The following is a 17024-nucleotide window of genomic DNA, read 5'->3' on the forward strand; positions in this document are numbered from 1 at the left end:
AATCTGTTATTGCAGCTTCTCCAGCGCTGATTTCAGCTGAGCGATCATTGCCGGGATCTCTTCTTTCCTACAGGTACCTACGCTGAGACGATACCAGGGAGAGTTTTTGGAAGAACCGAAAGCATAGAAAGGTACCAGACCCAGTTTTGCTTCGTTCAGGATGTAAGAGGTAACAGCTGCCTGGTCCTGCAGTACGGTACCATCGGCGGTCTTTTTACCCGCCAGGTCGATCTTCAGGGTCAGGTAGATTGCCGCCTGTGGCGCGATAGCTTCTACAGGATGGCCTGCTTTTTTCAGGCTGTCAAAACCTTCATAGATCTTCTGCAGGCGCTCTTCTACTTCTGCTTTGAATTTCTTCAGGTAAACGTTCACTTCATCCTTACGGCGCAGGTAGCGGGCAGCAGCATGTTGTTCTGCCATCGGGCTCCAGGCACCTACGTGAGAGAGGATAGATTTCATTTTACCAATTACGTGAGCAGGTCCTAAAGCCCAGCCCACCCTTACACCGGTAGCTGCGAAAGCTTTACTCATGCCGTCGATGAAAACGGTATAGTCGCGCAGTTCCGGACGGAGGGAAACAGGTGTGTAGTGGTGCGTCTGGCCGAAGGTCAGTACCCAGTACATCTGGTCGAACAGGATGTACAGTGGTTTCTGGTCAGCGCTGCGGCTCTTGTTCTCGGCAATTACCAGGTCGCAGATCTCTTCCAGCTGCTGTTTACCGAAAGCAGTACCGGTTGGGTTCTGCGGAGAACACAGTGCCAGGAGGGTAGCACCCTTCAGCAGCGGTTTCAGTTCGGCAGCAGTTGGCATGAAGTCGTTCTCTGGCTTTGTTTCCAGCACTACGTGCTCGGCCTCCAGGAAGTGAGTATAGTGGTTATTGTTCCAGGATGGAGTAGCATATACTACCTTTTCTCCCCTGTCAACAATTGTTCTGAAAGTGGCATAGATAATTGGACGACCGCCGCAGGAGATTACAATTTCCCTGGCAGGATCGTAGGTCAGGTTCTCGTGTTCTGCAATAAATTCGCTCACAGATTTCCTTAATTCGGGAATACCGTCAGCCGGAGGGTAGTTGGTGTACCCTTCCTTGTAAGCCGTTATGATCTCTTCCTCAAATTCAGCCGGAATTGGAAATACCTTGGGGTCAAAATCCCCAATGGTAAAATTGTAGATCTTCTCGCCCTTGGCCTGCTTCTCCTTTATCTCACCGGCCAGTTTGATAATTTCAGACCCGATCAACGTTTCGGCTAAATGAGACAGTTTCATAACCCAAAAGAATTTTTAGTTTTAAAAATATTTTTTTGCGCCCGCAAAGCTAAAGGATATGAACATCATTTAAAAGAAACAGTAGATTTTTTCACCACATCATAATAAAGACTCCTTTCATTAAATTAATTTCAATAAAACAAGACATAATCATCACTTCATCTAACATTGCATTTTCCGGTAATATCTGTAAATAGCACGATACTTGACAATTCTTTCTATCTTTGTCCGCTTTCTTAAAAAGCCTTATTTTTAGTGCGGTTAACAAACCCAGAATACGGCCAACAATGTCAGAATCCTTTACAGTGGCCGGTTTTGATAAAAAAGAAAAAGTAAATAACAATATATCACATGAAGTTTATCGTTTCTTCCTCTACTTTGTTAAAACAATTGCAGCAGATCAGCGGGGTGATTAACTCTAATACGGTGTTGCCTATATTGGAAGATTTCCTTTTCCTGATCGACAAGAACGAGCTGACCGTAGTGGCCACAGACCTTGAGACTGTCATGAAGGTAAAGCTGGAGGTTGAAGCCAAAGAAAATGGCCGTATCTGTATTCCCGCCAAGATCCTGATGGATTCACTCAAGAATCTGCCCGATCAGCCGCTGACTTTTCATATAGATCTTAATTCTTATGCTGTAGAGATCACCTCCGACAACGGTAAGTATAAGGTAATGGGAGAAAATCCTGAGAATTTCCCCAAAGAGCCTACAGCAGATGATACTACCTCTTTCACGCTGACATCTACTGCTTTGGTAACAGCGATCAACAAGACCCTGTTTGCCGTAAGTAACGATGACCTGCGTCCTGCTATGACAGGTGTGTTCTTCGAACTGACCCCTGCCAGCCTCACATTCGTAGCCACCGATGCGCACCGTCTCGTGAAGTATGTAAGGACCGGCGTAGAATGTCCTAAAGCAGAAACCTTCATCGTGCCTAAAAAGCCGCTGAACCTGCTGAAATCTGCCTTGCCTGATAATGACAGCGAAATAAAGATCGCCTACAGTCAGAACCATTTCTTCGTGACACATGACGGCGCACAGATGATCTGCCGCCTCATTGACGCAAGATTCCCTGACTATAAAGTGGTGATCCCGAAAGATAATCCTTACCGCCTTACCCTGGCAAAAAGCGATTTCCAGAACGCCCTGAAACGTGTGAGCGTATTTGCCAATAAGAGCACCAACCAGGTGGCCCTGAATATTACTGGCAGCGAACTCCAGCTTTCTGCGCAGGACGTGGATTTCTCCTTTGAAGGTAACGAACGCATGGGCTGCCAGTACACCGGCGATGATATGCAAATTGCTTTCAATGCGAAGTTCCTCATTGAAATGCTGAATGCCGCAGAAGGAGATGAGATCACCATCGAACTGTCTACCCCAACAAAAGCGGGTATTCTCAAACCTTCCGAAAAAGAAGAAAATGAAGACCTGCTGATGCTGGTAATGCCGCTGATGTTGAACAACTAGTCAGTTTAACAACAGCTAATAACTTATGTTTATTTGTAAAGCAATCTCTCACAAGGAGATTGCTTTTTTCTTTGCCCACAGCCACTTTCAAAAGAATTGTTATTTAAAAAGTTCGTAAATTAATACCAGTAAACAGGACAGTAAGCGATTTGATTTACCCCAGTTTGATGACCACTATTTCACGATGAACTGATCAGGGCATGGTACTATCATGCCGTAAAATTTGATTCCCGTATGGAAGAATTTTTCAATAATATTCCTTCCTGGTATCGTACCGCATTTCTTGTAGGCGGACTGTTACTCCTATGGATGATAGAAGGAGCTATACCCCGTCTCTCATTGAAGGTGAACAGGTACCGGCATGCAGGCACCAACCTGTTCTTTACGTTGACAACAGCCATTGTTAACCTTGGTTTCGCATTCCTGATCGTTATCGCATCAGAATGGACTGCAAAGGCCCATTTTGGCCTTTTATACCTCGTTACATTGCCGGTATGGCTCCATTGCCTGCTGGCCATTATGATGATGGATCTGATAGGCGCCTACCTGGTACATCTTATTCAGCATAAGATAGCCTGGATGTGGCATTTCCATAAGATCCACCACATCGATACGGCAGTGGATACTACCACCGCCCTGCGGCATCATCCGGTGGAATCTGTTTTCCGGGTGGCAGCCCTCCTGCTGGCCATCGTATCCATGGGAGTGCCCATCTGGATGGTCATGTTATACCAGACCATTTCAGCGTTTATGTCGCAGTTCAACCATGCCAATATCCGGTTGCCCAAATGGCTGGATACCACCCTTAGCTGGGTCATTGTATCGCCTGACATGCATAAGGTGCATCATAGTCATTATCAGCCGGAAACTGACTCCAATTATGCAAACATCTTTTCGTTCTGGGATCGCCTGTTCGGCACATTTGTGGTGGTAAATGATGTAACGCGGCTACGCTACGGGCTGGATGAGTACCAGGAATCTCAGTATCAGCAGATAGGCACACTGTTGAAAGTACCCTGGGAGGAACGAAAGCAATAAACAGGTTATGAACTTTTTATTTTCATTTTAATTCTTACTTATATGCAACAGCACACCACGTCCACCCCCACCAAAATTGCCTGCTTCGTTTCTATGTTCGCGGGCATATTTGCTGCAGTATATGCATTTATATCAAGGAATCCCAATACTGCACTGATATTGGGCATTGCAGCCATTATAGTGGGCGGACTTTCCGTAGTAAAAGCTCACAAGAATATTGATGACACACAGGTAGCTACAGCAGGTATCTTCATGGCAGTTGTGGCCTGCGCAGTAGCTTTGTGGCAAATGTATCATTAGTTAGTTCATGACAAACTATAGTCTGCAATGCAGGCAGCAGGCAATATATCGCAATTGTCTGTTGCCTGTGGACTATGGCCAGGAACTATCTTTTCTTGCTTTTGACCTTTTTGTATTCTTCGAGGTATCCCTCTGCGGCTTTGATGGGAAACAGCACCAGCGAAGTATCCGTTAGTGACTTGATAAGCGTAGTATCTATGACAGCGGCAGAGTCTTTCTGCTGCAAGCCCTCTATATGGCTCCATAACAGCAGCGTATCGTGCGACACACTCCACTTGTCATATTTCATTGAGTACGTATTGATTGAAGTAATGGCGCCTTTTTTCTTCAGCTGAAACCCCTGTGTGGCCTTGTCCACGCCCGGCACAGGTTGTAACCATTTGCCCAGCAGCTGGTCTTCAGTATAGGATATCGTATCCGCCCTCACCAGCGTTACAGAATCTGTGATCGTTTCGGGGGTGACTGTATCCTTCACATCAATCAGACTACTGTCTTCCGGCACAGTTGTTTTTGAAGACGGAGACGGCTGTTGACATGCTGCGCTAATAACAGTACAGATCACTGACAGGACCAGACATTTTTTCATAGTTCCAAAGATAGCAATACTAGTTTAACAAATTTAACTACCTTTAAGGCACTTTAGGGGTGTTTCCCGGTTGTACATACTTCCGGGAAGCTGAGATGAAACCCTCAGTACCTGACGCAGCTCATACTGCCGTAGGGAAAAGTAGCTGAACTCTTCTTCATCTTTCCATCCTTAAAGTTTATTGTTCACTTAATTCCTTGCAAACATGGAAGTGCTTGTAAACAATAAACTTTATGCGGTGCAGCCAGGAACTACTGTTGCTGCCCTCTTACAGTTTATTCAACTTTCTTCAGAAAAAGGCGTCGCCATCGCCGTCAACAGCCAGGTTATTCCGAAAACCTCCTGGCCGGAACAAATATTACAGACTGCAGATAAGGTCACGATCATCCGCGCCACACAAGGCGGATAAGGACTCATTTACAGGCATACAATGACAATGATACGCGCACAGCCGTGAGGCCGTGGTATGTCCCTGTGTGCCATCTTCTCAACTCGCAAATCCTAATTCAATCATCACTTTATGCATTCAATTTCCCGTACGCCCTTCCCGGCATCCAGAAAGATCTACGTAGATGGCGTTGCCATGAGAGAGATCACGCTGACTCCTACACGCCTGCATGGCAGCAAAGGAGCCGAAGTACCTAATTCCCCGGTCGTAGTCTATGACACCAGCGGTCCGTACACCGATCCGAACATGGACATAGATGTACGCAAAGGCCTACCCAGGTTACGTGAGAGCTGGATTAAAGACCGTAATGATGTTGAACAGCTGCCAGGCATTACCTCAGCCTACGGCAAGGAAAGACTGGCCGACAGCCGCCTGGACGGCCTGCGCTTCTCGTATCAGCATTCACCAATGAAAGCAAAAGCAGGACATAATGTGTCGCAGATGCATTATGCTAAGAAAGGTATCATCACCCGCGAGATGGAATACATTGCCACCCGCGAGAATCAATGTGTAGACAAATTATTCCAGGACAATAACGCGCTCTGGCAACAGCATAAAGGGCAGTCGTTCGGCGCCAATATCCCCCTGAAATTCATCACACCCGAATTTGTAAGACAGGAGGTAGCTGCAGGACGTGCCATCATTCCCAACAATATCAACCATCCGGAAAGTGAGCCCATGATCATTGGCCGTAATTTCCTGGTGAAGATCAATGCCAATATCGGTAACTCGGCGGTCACCTCCAGTATAGAGGAAGAAGTTGAAAAAGCTGTGTGGGCCTGCCGCTGGGGGGCAGACACGATCATGGATCTCAGCACCGGTAAAAATATTCACGAAACAAGAGAATGGATCATCCGTAATTCACCCGTTCCCATTGGCACCGTTCCCATTTACCAGGCGCTGGAAAAAGTAAATGGCAAAGCCGAAGACCTGACCTGGGACATCTTCCGGGATACGCTTATAGAACAGGCCGAACAGGGTGTGGACTATTTCACCATACATGCAGGCGTACTGCTGCGTTATGTACCGCTTACCGCCAAACGTACCACCGGCATCGTATCGCGTGGAGGTTCGATCATGGCCAAATGGTGCCTGGCGCATCATAAAGAGAACTTCCTCTATACCCACTTTGAGGAGATCTGCGACATTATGAAAGCATATGACGTAGCCTTCTCCCTGGGGGATGGTCTTCGTCCCGGAAGCATCGCAGATGCCAATGATGCCGCACAATTTGCAGAACTGGAAACGCTGGGAGAGCTGACCGATATTGCGTGGAAACATGATATACAGACCATGATAGAAGGTCCGGGACACGTGCCTATGCACCTGATCAAGGCGAATATGGATAAACAGCTGGAACACTGTAAAGAAGCGCCTTTCTATACGCTGGGACCATTGACTACGGATATTGCACCAGGCTATGATCATATCACCTCTGCTATCGGCGCCGCCATGATCGGTTGGTTCGGTACCGCTATGCTGTGTTATGTGACACCTAAAGAGCACCTGGGGCTGCCTGATAAGGAAGATGTAAGACAAGGGGTGATCACTTATAAGATTGCAGCTCACGCTGCAGATCTTGCCAAAGGTCATCCGGGGGCGCAACACCGTGATAATGCCCTGAGTAAAGCCCGCTTTGAGTTCCGTTGGGAAGATCAGTTCAACCTTTCCCTCGATCCGGAGACCGCCCGTTCCTATCATGATGAGACGCTGCCTGCAGAAGGCGCCAAGATCGCACACTTCTGTTCTATGTGCGGGCCTCATTTTTGCTCGATGAAGATCACACAGGAAGTGCGGGACTATGCCGCTACGCAACAGATAGATGAAACACTGGCCCTGGAAACCGGTATGGCAGAACAGGCACATGCATTTAAAGAACAGGGAGGAGAAGTTTACTTCTGATACTCATCTCATGATACAGATCATCACACACAGTACATTCCTGCCGGAAGAAACCAACTACTGGCAGCAACTGATCGCCGAAGGCGCAGACAGCATCCTCGTACGCAAACCGGGGTGGCCGGAAGCAGATTATGAACTGCTGTTACAAGACGCAGATCCATCCTGCTACCATAAGCTGATGATAGCGGGACATCCTGCCCTTTGCGAAAAGTATGGCCTGCAGGGCGTACACTTCAGTGAAACCGGCAGGGGCCTTGTAAACGGCGACCAGATCATCGGCTACCGGCAGAGAGGATGGCGGCTCAGCACCAGCATACATGCCGCCCAGACCTTGCAGATAGCCAGCGATAACTGGGACCAGCTGCTGCTGGCTCCCGTGTTTGACAGCATCTCCAAACCGGGGCATACAAGCACCTTCGGAACAGGCTTCCGCCTTTCAAAGGATGGCTACAAGGGTCAGGTACTGGCGTTGGGAGGGATCGATCATACCACAGCAGCAAAGGCCCGCGACATGCAGTTTGACGGGATTGCCCTATTGGGCGCCATCTGGCAGGAACCCGCTGCAGCTATCAGCAACTTCCGCCGCATCAGGGATATATGGAGGACAGACGCCCTTATGTCATAAGTCTGGCCGGCCTCGATCCTTCCGCCGGAGCAGGCCTGCTGGCAGATATAAAAACGTTTGAGGCGCTTGGCGTGTATGGTCTGGGCGTCTGTACGGCCATCACTGTACAGACAGATAGCCGCTTCCTTTCAGTAGAGTGGCAATCCGCAGGTCAGATCATAGCACAGGCAACACCGCTTATGGAAACATATCCGGTGGCGTACTGCAAGATCGGGATCGTACGCGATGCAGCTACCATACTGGAGGTTATTGAGGCCATAAAGGCCATACAGCCGGATGTACGTTTCATACTGGATCCTGTGCTGAAAGCCAGCGCCGGCTACACGTTTCATGATACCACACAACTATCGGTATGGAAACAGGTATTGCAGCAAGTGTACCTGCTAACTCCCAACTATCAGGAAGCGCAGCTACTGAGTGGGGAGGAAGACGGTCATGCCGCTGCAAGCGCCCTGGCAGCCTACAGTGCAGTGCTGCTAAAGGGAGGGCACCGGCAGGACAGACAGGGAGTAGACAGTCTGTATATAGGCAGGACCGATATAATCGATATTCCCGCCAGTATTGAAACCGTCTTTCCTAAACATGGTTCCGGCTGTGTGCTCAGCGCTGCTATTACCGCACAACTGGCAGCAGGCAGCTCATTGCCTGTCGCCTGTATCAAGGCCAAACTTTATACAGAGAAGTTTCTGGCCAGTCATTCATCACTTTTAGGTTATCATATCACATGATCAGCTCATTGCATTATATATCACAACAAACGGCAACTGCCTCACACCTGGATAATATCCTGGCTGCCTGCGAGGCCGGTTGCAGATGGATACAACTTCGTATCAAGAATGAACCCGAAGATAAGATCCTGGCCAGCGCACTTTCGGCAAAAGCCATCTGTTCACGGTACAACGCCACTCTTATCATCAACGACTATCCACACATTGCGAAGACGGTCGGCGCTCATGGTGTACACGTCGGCAAGCAGGATATGACAGTGACAAGGGCCCGGGCCATCACCGGCGATGAATTTATCATTGGTGGTACCGCCAATACGCTGGAAGATATTCTTGTTCATGTAAAAGACGGCGCTAACTATGTAGGCCTTGGACCTTACCGCTTTACCACCACTAAAGAGAAGCTCAGTCCCATCCTCGGTCTGGAAGGCATTGCCGGCATCATGCAGGCGCTCAGGAATATGGGTATTCATATTCCGGTCATCGCTATCGGCGGTATACTGGCAGAAGATGTACCGGTGCTGATGCAGACGGGTATTCACGGCATTGCGGTAAGTGGCCTTATCACACATGCAGAAAACAAATTTCAAACTGTATCATCTCTTACAACAATATGACACCACTTGTAATAGCCGGACATGCCTTTTCTTCCCGCCTGTTTACCGGCACTGGCAAATTTGCCTCACTGTCCGTGATGGAGGAAGCCTTACTGGCTTCAGGTTCAGAACTGGTGACGGTAGCGCTGAAAAGGGTGGACGTCCACAATGAATCGGATGATATGTTACAGCACATGCATCATCCGCAGCTAAAATTACTGCCTAATACTTCCGGCGTAAGAACAGCCAAAGAGGCCGTATATGCTGCCCAACTGGCCCGGGAAGCCCTTGAAACGAACTGGCTCAAACTCGAAATACATCCCGATCCACGCTACCTGCTGCCAGATCCGATAGAAACACTGAAAGCGGCAGAAGAACTGGTAAAACTCGGGTTCATTGTACTGCCCTACGTACACGCAGACCCTGTGCTGTGCAAAAGACTGGAGGAAGCAGGTACAGCCGCCGTCATGCCCCTGGGCGCACCAATAGGCAGCAACAAAGGCCTGCGGACGATCGATTTCCTGGAGATCATCATCGAACAGAGTAATGTACCGGTGGTGGTAGACGCAGGTATCGGCAGTCCATCGGATGCCGCAAAAGCCATGGAAATAGGGGCAGACGCCGTGTTGGTGAACACTGCTATCGCCGTGGCAAAAGACCCGGTAATGATGGCACAGGCATTCAGACAGGCCGTTATAGCCGGCAGACAGGCATATGAAGCAGGATTGCCCTCCGTGCAGCGTCAGGCAGTGGCGTCCAGCCCACTGATCGGCTTTCTTGATGAAGTTTAAACAAGCACATTATGTCAGGTTTTAAAAACATTTTTGATCAATATAACTGGGACGAGGTCAAGGCGGATATTTATTCGAAAACCGCCCGCGATGTGGAAGCTGCGCTTAACCGCAGCAAGCGTACCCTCGAAGACTTTAAAGCACTGATATCGCCGGCGGCAGCCCCTTATCTTGAACAGATGGCCCAGCTGAGCCGCAGGCTTACGCAACAGCGCTTTGGCAATACCATGCAGTTGTACATTCCCCTGTACCTCAGCAATGAATGCCAGAATATCTGTACCTACTGCGGCTTTAGCCTGGATAATAAGATTGCGCGGAAGACGCTGAACGAAGAGGAAATACTCCGGGAAGTGGCCGTTATCAAGGCAATGGGGTATGAGCATGTGCTGCTGGTTACAGGTGAAGCTAATCAGACCGTAGGGGTGGATTATTTCCGGGAAGCGCTGAAAGTGATCCGCCCGCATTTTGCCAACATCTCCATGGAGGTACAACCTATGGATGAAGCGGACTATGCGGAGCTGATACCTTATGGACTGCATGCGGTACTGGTCTACCAGGAAACATATCACGAGGCAGATTATAAGCTGCATCATCCTAAGGGGCGTAAATCTAATTTTGAGTACCGTTTAAACACGCCGGACCGGCTGGGCAGGGCAGGTATCCATAAAATAGGATTGGGCGTGCTAATAGGGCTGGAAGACTGGCGTACGGATAGTTTTTTTACAGCCCTTCATCTGCAGTATCTGGAAAAGACATATTGGCAGACGAAGTACAGTATATCTTTCCCGCGCCTGCGCCCTTGTTCGGGTGGCCTGCCTCCTAAAGTGGAAATGAACGACCGCGAGCTGGTACAGCTGATCTGCGCCTACCGCTTGCTGGACCAGGAAATTGAATTAAGTCTTTCTACGAGAGAAACGCCCCGTTTCAGAGATAATGTGATCAAACTGGGCATTACAGCGCTTAGTGCAGGTTCAAAAACGAATCCCGGTGGGTACGCAACAGATCTGTCTTCTCTGGAGCAGTTCGAAATATCTGACGACCGTAGTCCGGCGAACATCAGTGGCATGTTGCGTGCGCAGGGTTATGAGCCTGTATGGAAAGATTGGGATGCGGGTTATTGATGAAAGACGAAGAGAAGAACTTTGTAAAAATATAACAGCCCCGCATCCAACGGGGCTGTAGATTTACCTAAATCCATTACTGAAAATGTTACTTATTGAGATAAGTAGCCGCTTAATCTTACATTCCAAATGTAAGCTGCACATAATGAACAACCACAGTTATCATCATTATGAACAAAAAGAACAACGGGTGTTAAAATGAACACATTCCGGTCAATGAGGGATCTTTTCAAGGTCCCTGTAAGTCTTAACGGTTTCATGCGAACCTCTGAGCGCGCCCTTCTGGTTAGCGATCAGCTCCCTTACGCTGTAAGGCATCGGGACAGTAGAACGCAACACATCTTCGTATGTTCTTTGTGCGGCGTCTTCTGCGTATTCGCAGGAAGACAGCAGTGCCTGGCGGTCACGTCCTGAAAAGGTCGCGTTTACATCCATCCAGGTTCTATAGAGTTTCCCATATGTAGAAGAGCCTTGGGCGACGTCTCCTCCACCGTCGAGTAACACGTTGTTTAACTGGTCAATATATGTATGGCTTTCGTCTGCCATTCTCTGGAACAAAGCCTTCAGGTCGGTATCTTCTGTTAATGCTATTGCTTTTTCATATCCTTCCACACGATCTTGATTGATCCTGACCAGATCACTCAGGGCTTCCAACAATTTTTCATTTAGTTGCATGATAGTCAATTTTAGATTAATGCAATGATGATTAGTATATGTATGGTTCAAAAATACTACCAGTTTCTGCGCTTATAGCCGAGCAGGCATGGTGGCCTGTTCCAGCGCCTTACCTGACGGAGATTTTGCCCTTGCTGGGGAATCAACTCCACAAAGAAAACTCCATAAAAAATGCCGGCATATATTGCTTAAAAAAGGGAAGAATACGCTGTAAGCCTTGTAAACATTGAGGAAGAGCAGTGCCTCTTGTCATTAACACTATCTGGCACAGATTTTTTACTTGTTACTATAACCAAATCTTATTGATATGAGCGGCTTACTTTATTTGATCGCAGTGATCCTCATCATCGGATGGATACTGGGTGCGTTTGTTTACTCCGCCGGCAGTCTGATACACGTGCTGTTGGTATTAGCTATCATTGCTATTCTTGTAAATATTATACGCGGCCGGGCAGTATAACTGGGCAACCAGCTCCATTGTGTGAAAATGGTAATCAGTCGTAGCAGAAAGACCGACATACTATTCTGCTACGATCTGATTACCTTATTTTTTTTCAAACCGGTGTTTCCATAACAGTATTGTTATGTCCATCTGCCTACTTTCTCATGGGCAGCAGGAGCGGTTATACTTAATCCCAGAGATACTTTTCATTCACTACTTTTGTGACTGAGAAATTTTTATATGAGAAAATACATGCTCCTGGTTATGCTGCTGAGTGCCTGTGCTACCAGCCATAAAACCAGCGTTAGAGACACCACGACACCCACCATTCACTCACTGACATTACTGCATAAATACATTGTTCCTTACAACATGCCTTTTAAGGGTACCACAGTAGGAGGGCTTTCAGGTATAGATTATGACAGTACCCGGAAGGTTTATTACCTGATCTGCGATGACCGTTCGGAAAAACAAGCAGCCAGATATTACACCGTTCAGATACCAGCAAACAATTACGATAGAGACAGTATCCATTTTATTGGTACTACTTATCTGAGAATGCCCGACGGCAATGTATATCCCCCGGCAAAGGCCCTTGCACCCGACCCGGAGGCCATGCGTTACAATCCGCATACCGGTCATCTGGTATGGAGCAGTGAAGGGGAGAGGATCATTTCAGAGAAGGGGAACATTGTCAATGACCCCGGAGTATACGACATAGACAGCAGCGGGCGGTTTCTTGGCAGCTATCCCTTGCCGGAACAGTTCCACATGCGGGCCACAGAAAACGGGCCAAGGCGTAATGGTGTATTCGAAGGCATTGGTATTACTCCCGATGGCCGTTGTATGTTTGTAAGCCTGGAAGAGCCGCGATATGAAGACGGTCCCCGTGCTGACCTGAGAGATACTACCGCATATACACGTATTATCAAATATGATCTGCATACCCGTCAGCCAATAGCCCAGTATGCTTATAAACTGGAAGCTGTAGCACATCCCGCTGTCCCCGATTCCGCTTTCCGTGTAAATGGTATTTCCGATATACTGGCACTCTCGGAAACGCAGCTACTGGTGATGGAGCGCTCGTTCTCCACCGGCGTAAAAAGCAACACGATCCGTGTATTCATAGCAGATCTTCAACATGCTACTGATATTAAGACGGTCAATTCGTTACGCGAAACAACCCATTTCACACCAGGGAAAAAGAAGTTACTCCTGAATTTTGATGAGCTGGATACCTTTGTTGATAATGTGGAAGGAATGACTTTCGGCCCGATACTAGCTAACGGACACCGAAGTCTTATTTTCGTCGTTGATAATAATTTTGACAAAAGAGAGGAGACACAGTTTTACATCTTCGAAGTTAAACAATAAGAAATACTATTTTACCAGGAAAAATATACAGAACAGGGAAGTATGCCAAAATAATATTTCCCTGTTTTGTCATTTTATGTCATTTTTCTGATTTATATACAAATTACCAAAATCCCTTTCTTACCCTCTCCCATAGCAGTTTTTCACCGTTCAAAACTTTTTTGCAAAAACGTTTTACTTTACTTGAAAAATATTATACTTTTAAGGCGGAGTTACCATATTTATTCAAAAAGCCGAAATCGTTATAAAGAACTTGTGTATTGAACTTAAATTAAAATTCCGTAGCGTTATTTGAATCATTAATCATTAATTATTACTTGTAGCTTTTTCTTATCCTCAACGGATAACTATCAGCATTTTATTTTATTCTTTTTCATTACAGGCCACGTAAAATAATGATGTAATGTAAAATGTAACTGTCAGTAGTAACTGTACTTGTCATGCTGCAATCGAATGCTTTGCAGCCCGGTAGTCTATTATCTAAAACCTCCAGTATATGAAGTCTAAATTCACACGTTTCATGAGGGTCGCGGTGCAAGGCGCATTGGCTTTGCTGATGACGCTGCACGCCTTCTCACAAAGCCGGAAAATCACCGGCCGGGTCCTTGACAACAGGGATAACTCCCCGCTCCCTGGTGTATCTGTACAAGTTAAAGGCACTAGTAGCGGAACCCAAACCAAACCAGATGGTACGTATAGCATTGATGCCCCCTCTGGTAGTACGCTTGTATTCTCGTTTATTGGTTATCTGAGTCAGGAAAAAGTGATTAATGGCGCTGCAAACATTAACGTCAGCATGTCCTCTGACGTAAAATCCTTACAGGACGTAGTAGTAGTAGGTTATGGTTCTACAAGACGTTCTGACCTGACAGGCGCTGTAGCATCTGTGAAAACCGCACAACTGGAAGAAAGACCCGCAGCCTCTGTAAACCAGGCGCTGGCAGGCAGGATCCCCGGTGTACAGGTGAACACCAACTCGGGTCGTCCGGGTGGTCAGACCAATGTGCGTATCCGTGGTTTCAGTTCTATCAACACTACCAACAACCCGCTCTATGTAATTGACGGAGTGGTAATTCCGGTAGGTGCACAAACGCAGAACAGTAATGCAATCGACTTCTTAAACCCGAATGAAATAGCATCTGTAGAGGTGCTGAAAGACGCATCTTCCACTGCGATCTACGGTGCAAGAGGTGCGAACGGTGTTATTCTGGTGACTACTAAAAGAGGTAATGCCAGCGGTAGCCGTGTTACTTATGATGTAGGCCTGGCATATAACACCATTGGCCCTAAACGTGTTGAGATGCTCAACGCGAAAGAATATATGCAGGTAGAAGACCTGGCCTGGAAGAACGCTGAGATCTACGATCCGGTTGAATGGGCTAAGGGCACTTATATATCTAAAGATCCTAAGTTAAAAAGAACCAATCCTGATCTGTTCGATGCCAATGGCAATCCAAAGTATGATACAGACTGGTTTAAGGAATCTGTGCAACATAAAGTATCTCACAGCCATCAGTTAGGCTTTACAGGTGGTGATGAAAACAGCCAGTTCGGTCTGTTCCTGGGTTACAGGGATGACGAAGGTTTGCTGTTGAATTCTTATCTGAAAAGATATTCTGCACGTTTCACATTCGACAGCCAGATGAAATCATGGCTGAAAGTAGGTGGATCACTGGGTTACACTAACCAGAGCGAAAACCTGGTTGATATCGGTACCGGTGGTCTGAACTCTGTTCGTATGATCACAGAAGCGCTGCCTTTCCTGCCGGTTAGAATGCCAAATGGTACTTTCAGCAATAACAAGCTGTATCCTGGTGCTGAAGGTGGTGCCAATCCTGTACACATCCTGACAGACCGCAAATACATTCTGCAGACACAGAACGTACTGGGTAACGCATATGCTACTATCACCCTGGCAAAAGGTCTGGAATTCCGTTCCGTTGTAGGTGCTAACGTAGTAACCCGCGGCAGGAACGAATGGAACGGCCGCTCACTGATAGACATCTCTGCTACCCAGAAAGGTATTGCCATCGTTGCGAACGACAGGGAAACTTACTGGTCATTTGAAAACTATCTGACCTACAACAAACGCTTCAACCAGATTCACTCTATCAATGCTTTAGCGGGTGTGGGTTGGCAGGAAGATAACATCTTCGGCTTCAACGTACGTGGTGAAAACTTTTCTACCGACTATCTCGAAACCAACAGTATCGGTTCTGCAGGTCTGATTCCTTCATCCGGCGCAGCTTCCCGTAACCTTGGTTTTGCATTCAACTCTTACTTTGGCCGTGTGAACTATGGCTTTAAAGATAAGTACCTGGTTACCTTCACAGGCCGTGTGGATGGTTCTTCCAAATTCGGCCCCAACAACAAATACGCTTTCTTCCCTTCTGCAGCGTTGGCATGGCGTGTATCTGAGGAGTCATTCCTGAAAGACAATCCAACCATCTCTACTTTGAAACTGCGTACGAGCTACGGTTTGACGGGTAACTCTGAGATCCCGCCTTACAGCTCCCTGTATTCACTGACCGCGAGCAACGACTACGCCTTCCCACTGAACGGTCAGAAAGTACAGGGTGTAGGTACCAACAGGCTACCTAACAAAGACCTGAAATGGGAAAAAACTGCGCAGTATGATTTTGGTGTGGAACTGGGTCTGTTAAAGAACAGGATCTCTCTGGAAGCTGACCTCTACTACAGGAAAACTACAGATATGTTACTGGATGCGCCTGTACCTACCACCAGCGGTTACACTGTTATCAGCAGAAACGTTGGTGCAATGGAAAACAAGGGTCTGGAAATCGGTTTGAATACGGTGAACATTGAGACGAAAGATTTCTCCTGGTCTACCACCTTCAACATCTCTTTCAACAAGAATAAAGTGCTGGCACTGGCAACTCCTGCCGACATATTCGGTGTGGGTGGTCCTAACTTCACCAACCAGACAAACATCATCCGCGTAGGTGAACCTGTAGGTTCCTTCTGGGGTCTCGTGCGCGAAGGCACCTGGGCTACAAAAGACGCTGCTGAAGCTGCGCTGTTTAAAGATTACCGTGGTGGCAAACCAATCCTGCCCGGCGATATCAAATACCGCGACGTAAATGGCGACCATGCTATTAACGATGCTGATCGTATGATCATCGGTAACGGTAACCCTGACGGATGGGGTGGTTTCTTCAACACCTTTAAGTACAAAAACCTGGATCTAACGCTTGAATTGCAATTCGTGTATGGTAACGATGTACTGAACATGACGCACCACTCCGGTGAAGACCGTACTGGCCTGGCTAACAGCTTCAAATCCGTACTGAACTACTGGACACCGGATCACCAGAATACCGACATCGCGGCTCCACGTAATCCGAGCGCTGGTTATGTTACCAACGTAGACACCCGTTGGGTAGAAGATGGTTCATTCCTCCGTGGTAAGAACCTGGCACTGGGGTATAACTTCTCTGCCGAAAAACTGAAACGTCTGCATCTCAGCAAACTGAGAGTATATGCTTCTGTACAAAACTTCTTCCTTGCTACTAAATTCAGTGGTAACGATCCTGAAGTAAGCACTTACTCACAGCCATTTGCACAGGGCCAAACATTCTTTGATTATCCGAAACCAACTACGTTCCAGCTTGGCGCTAACGTTGCTTTCTAATCAATCTAACATT

The 17024-nt window shown here is 47.3% G+C and carries 16 protein-coding genes and 1 riboswitch; of the genes, 13 read left to right on the forward strand and 3 right to left on the reverse strand.

Annotation, left to right across the window (positions count from 1 at the left end):
• Nucleotides 1-6 precede the first annotated feature (6 nt).
• Complete coding sequence (locus L3C95_RS02680; RefSeq protein ID WP_236384924.1) at nucleotides 7-1266, reverse strand: pyridoxal phosphate-dependent aminotransferase; 1260 nt, start codon at nucleotides 1264-1266, stop codon at nucleotides 7-9.
• Nucleotides 1267-1617: 351 nt separating this feature from the next.
• Here L3C95_RS02680 and dnaN point away from each other — a divergent pair, with 351 nt between their 5' ends.
• From dnaN to L3C95_RS02695, 3 genes are all read left to right on the forward strand, one after another.
• Nucleotides 1618-2736: a DNA polymerase III subunit beta gene (gene dnaN / locus L3C95_RS02685; RefSeq protein ID WP_089829285.1), complete on the forward strand. Its 1119-nt coding sequence runs from the start codon at nucleotides 1618-1620 to the stop codon at nucleotides 2734-2736.
• 234 nt (nucleotides 2737-2970) lie between these two features.
• Nucleotides 2971-3774, forward strand: a complete 804-nt coding sequence (locus tag L3C95_RS02690; RefSeq protein ID WP_236384927.1) for a sterol desaturase family protein — start codon at nucleotides 2971-2973, stop codon at nucleotides 3772-3774.
• Between the two features lie 42 nt (nucleotides 3775-3816).
• Nucleotides 3817-4074, forward strand: coding sequence for a hypothetical protein (locus L3C95_RS02695; RefSeq protein ID WP_236384929.1), 258 nt, complete (start codon nucleotides 3817-3819; stop codon nucleotides 4072-4074).
• An 85-nt stretch (nucleotides 4075-4159) separates the two neighbouring features.
• Here L3C95_RS02695 and L3C95_RS02700 read toward each other — a convergent pair whose 3' ends face one another.
• A complete protein-coding gene (locus L3C95_RS02700; protein ID WP_236384930.1) occupies nucleotides 4160-4660 on the reverse strand; it encodes a lipocalin family protein in 501 nt (166 codons plus the stop codon).
• Between the two features lie 45 nt (nucleotides 4661-4705).
• A riboswitch (TPP riboswitch) is annotated at nucleotides 4706-4815 on the forward strand.
• Between the two features lie 50 nt (nucleotides 4816-4865).
• Here L3C95_RS02700 and thiS point away from each other — a divergent pair.
• The 7 genes from thiS to thiH all read left to right on the forward strand — a co-directional run bounded on the left by thiS (nucleotide 4866) and on the right by thiH (nucleotide 10868).
• Nucleotides 4866-5069, forward strand: coding sequence for a sulfur carrier protein ThiS (gene thiS / locus L3C95_RS02705; RefSeq protein WP_236384932.1), 204 nt, complete (start codon nucleotides 4866-4868; stop codon nucleotides 5067-5069).
• Nucleotides 5070-5180: 111 nt separating this feature from the next.
• Nucleotides 5181-7010 carry a phosphomethylpyrimidine synthase ThiC gene (gene thiC, locus L3C95_RS02710; RefSeq protein ID WP_236384933.1) on the forward strand — a complete coding sequence of 610 codons (1830 nt, stop codon included), beginning with the start codon at nucleotides 5181-5183 and terminating at the stop codon, nucleotides 7008-7010.
• A 10-nt stretch (nucleotides 7011-7020) separates the two neighbouring features.
• On the forward strand, nucleotides 7021-7635 hold the full coding sequence (locus L3C95_RS02715; RefSeq protein ID WP_236384934.1) for a thiamine phosphate synthase: 615 nt from the start codon (nucleotides 7021-7023) through the stop codon (nucleotides 7633-7635).
• Nucleotides 7608-8363, forward strand: coding sequence for a hydroxymethylpyrimidine/phosphomethylpyrimidine kinase (locus L3C95_RS02720; RefSeq protein ID WP_236384935.1), 756 nt, complete (start codon nucleotides 7608-7610; stop codon nucleotides 8361-8363). Before L3C95_RS02715 ends, L3C95_RS02720 begins: the two co-directional genes overlap by 28 nt.
• A complete protein-coding gene (locus L3C95_RS02725; RefSeq protein ID WP_236384936.1) occupies nucleotides 8360-8977 on the forward strand; it encodes a thiamine phosphate synthase in 618 nt (205 codons plus the stop codon). Before L3C95_RS02720 ends, L3C95_RS02725 begins: the two co-directional genes overlap by 4 nt.
• Nucleotides 8974-9747 carry a thiazole synthase gene (locus L3C95_RS02730; protein ID WP_236384937.1) on the forward strand — a complete coding sequence of 258 codons (774 nt, stop codon included), beginning with the start codon at nucleotides 8974-8976 and terminating at the stop codon, nucleotides 9745-9747. Before L3C95_RS02725 ends, L3C95_RS02730 begins: the two co-directional genes overlap by 4 nt.
• 11 nt (nucleotides 9748-9758) lie before the next feature.
• A complete protein-coding gene (gene thiH, locus L3C95_RS02735; protein WP_236384940.1) occupies nucleotides 9759-10868 on the forward strand; it encodes a 2-iminoacetate synthase ThiH in 1110 nt (369 codons plus the stop codon).
• A 213-nt stretch (nucleotides 10869-11081) separates the two neighbouring features.
• Here the strand turns inward: thiH and L3C95_RS02740 are convergent, their stop codons facing one another.
• Nucleotides 11082-11543 (reverse strand): ferritin-like domain-containing protein, encoded by a 462-nt coding sequence (locus L3C95_RS02740; protein ID WP_236384942.1) that lies wholly within the window; start codon nucleotides 11541-11543, stop codon nucleotides 11082-11084.
• Nucleotides 11544-11850: 307 nt separating this feature from the next.
• Between L3C95_RS02740 and L3C95_RS02745 the strand changes: the two genes are divergently transcribed.
• The 3 genes from L3C95_RS02745 (at nucleotide 11851) to L3C95_RS02755 (ending at nucleotide 17011) form a co-directional block, all read left to right on the forward strand.
• Entirely contained in the window at nucleotides 11851-12003 is a 153-nt protein-coding gene (locus L3C95_RS02745) for a lmo0937 family membrane protein (protein WP_236384950.1), read from the forward strand.
• A 222-nt stretch (nucleotides 12004-12225) separates the two neighbouring features.
• On the forward strand, nucleotides 12226-13359 hold the full coding sequence (locus tag L3C95_RS02750) for an esterase-like activity of phytase family protein (RefSeq protein ID WP_236384954.1): 1134 nt from the start codon (nucleotides 12226-12228) through the stop codon (nucleotides 13357-13359).
• A 496-nt stretch (nucleotides 13360-13855) separates the two neighbouring features.
• On the forward strand, nucleotides 13856-17011 hold the full coding sequence (locus L3C95_RS02755; protein ID WP_236384956.1) for a SusC/RagA family TonB-linked outer membrane protein: 3156 nt from the start codon (nucleotides 13856-13858) through the stop codon (nucleotides 17009-17011).
• Nucleotides 17012-17024 lie beyond the last annotated feature (13 nt).

Origin of the sequence: Chitinophaga filiformis, assembly GCF_021646545.1 — a bacterium.
Lineage (GTDB): Bacteria > Bacteroidota > Bacteroidia > Chitinophagales > Chitinophagaceae > Chitinophaga > Chitinophaga filiformis_A.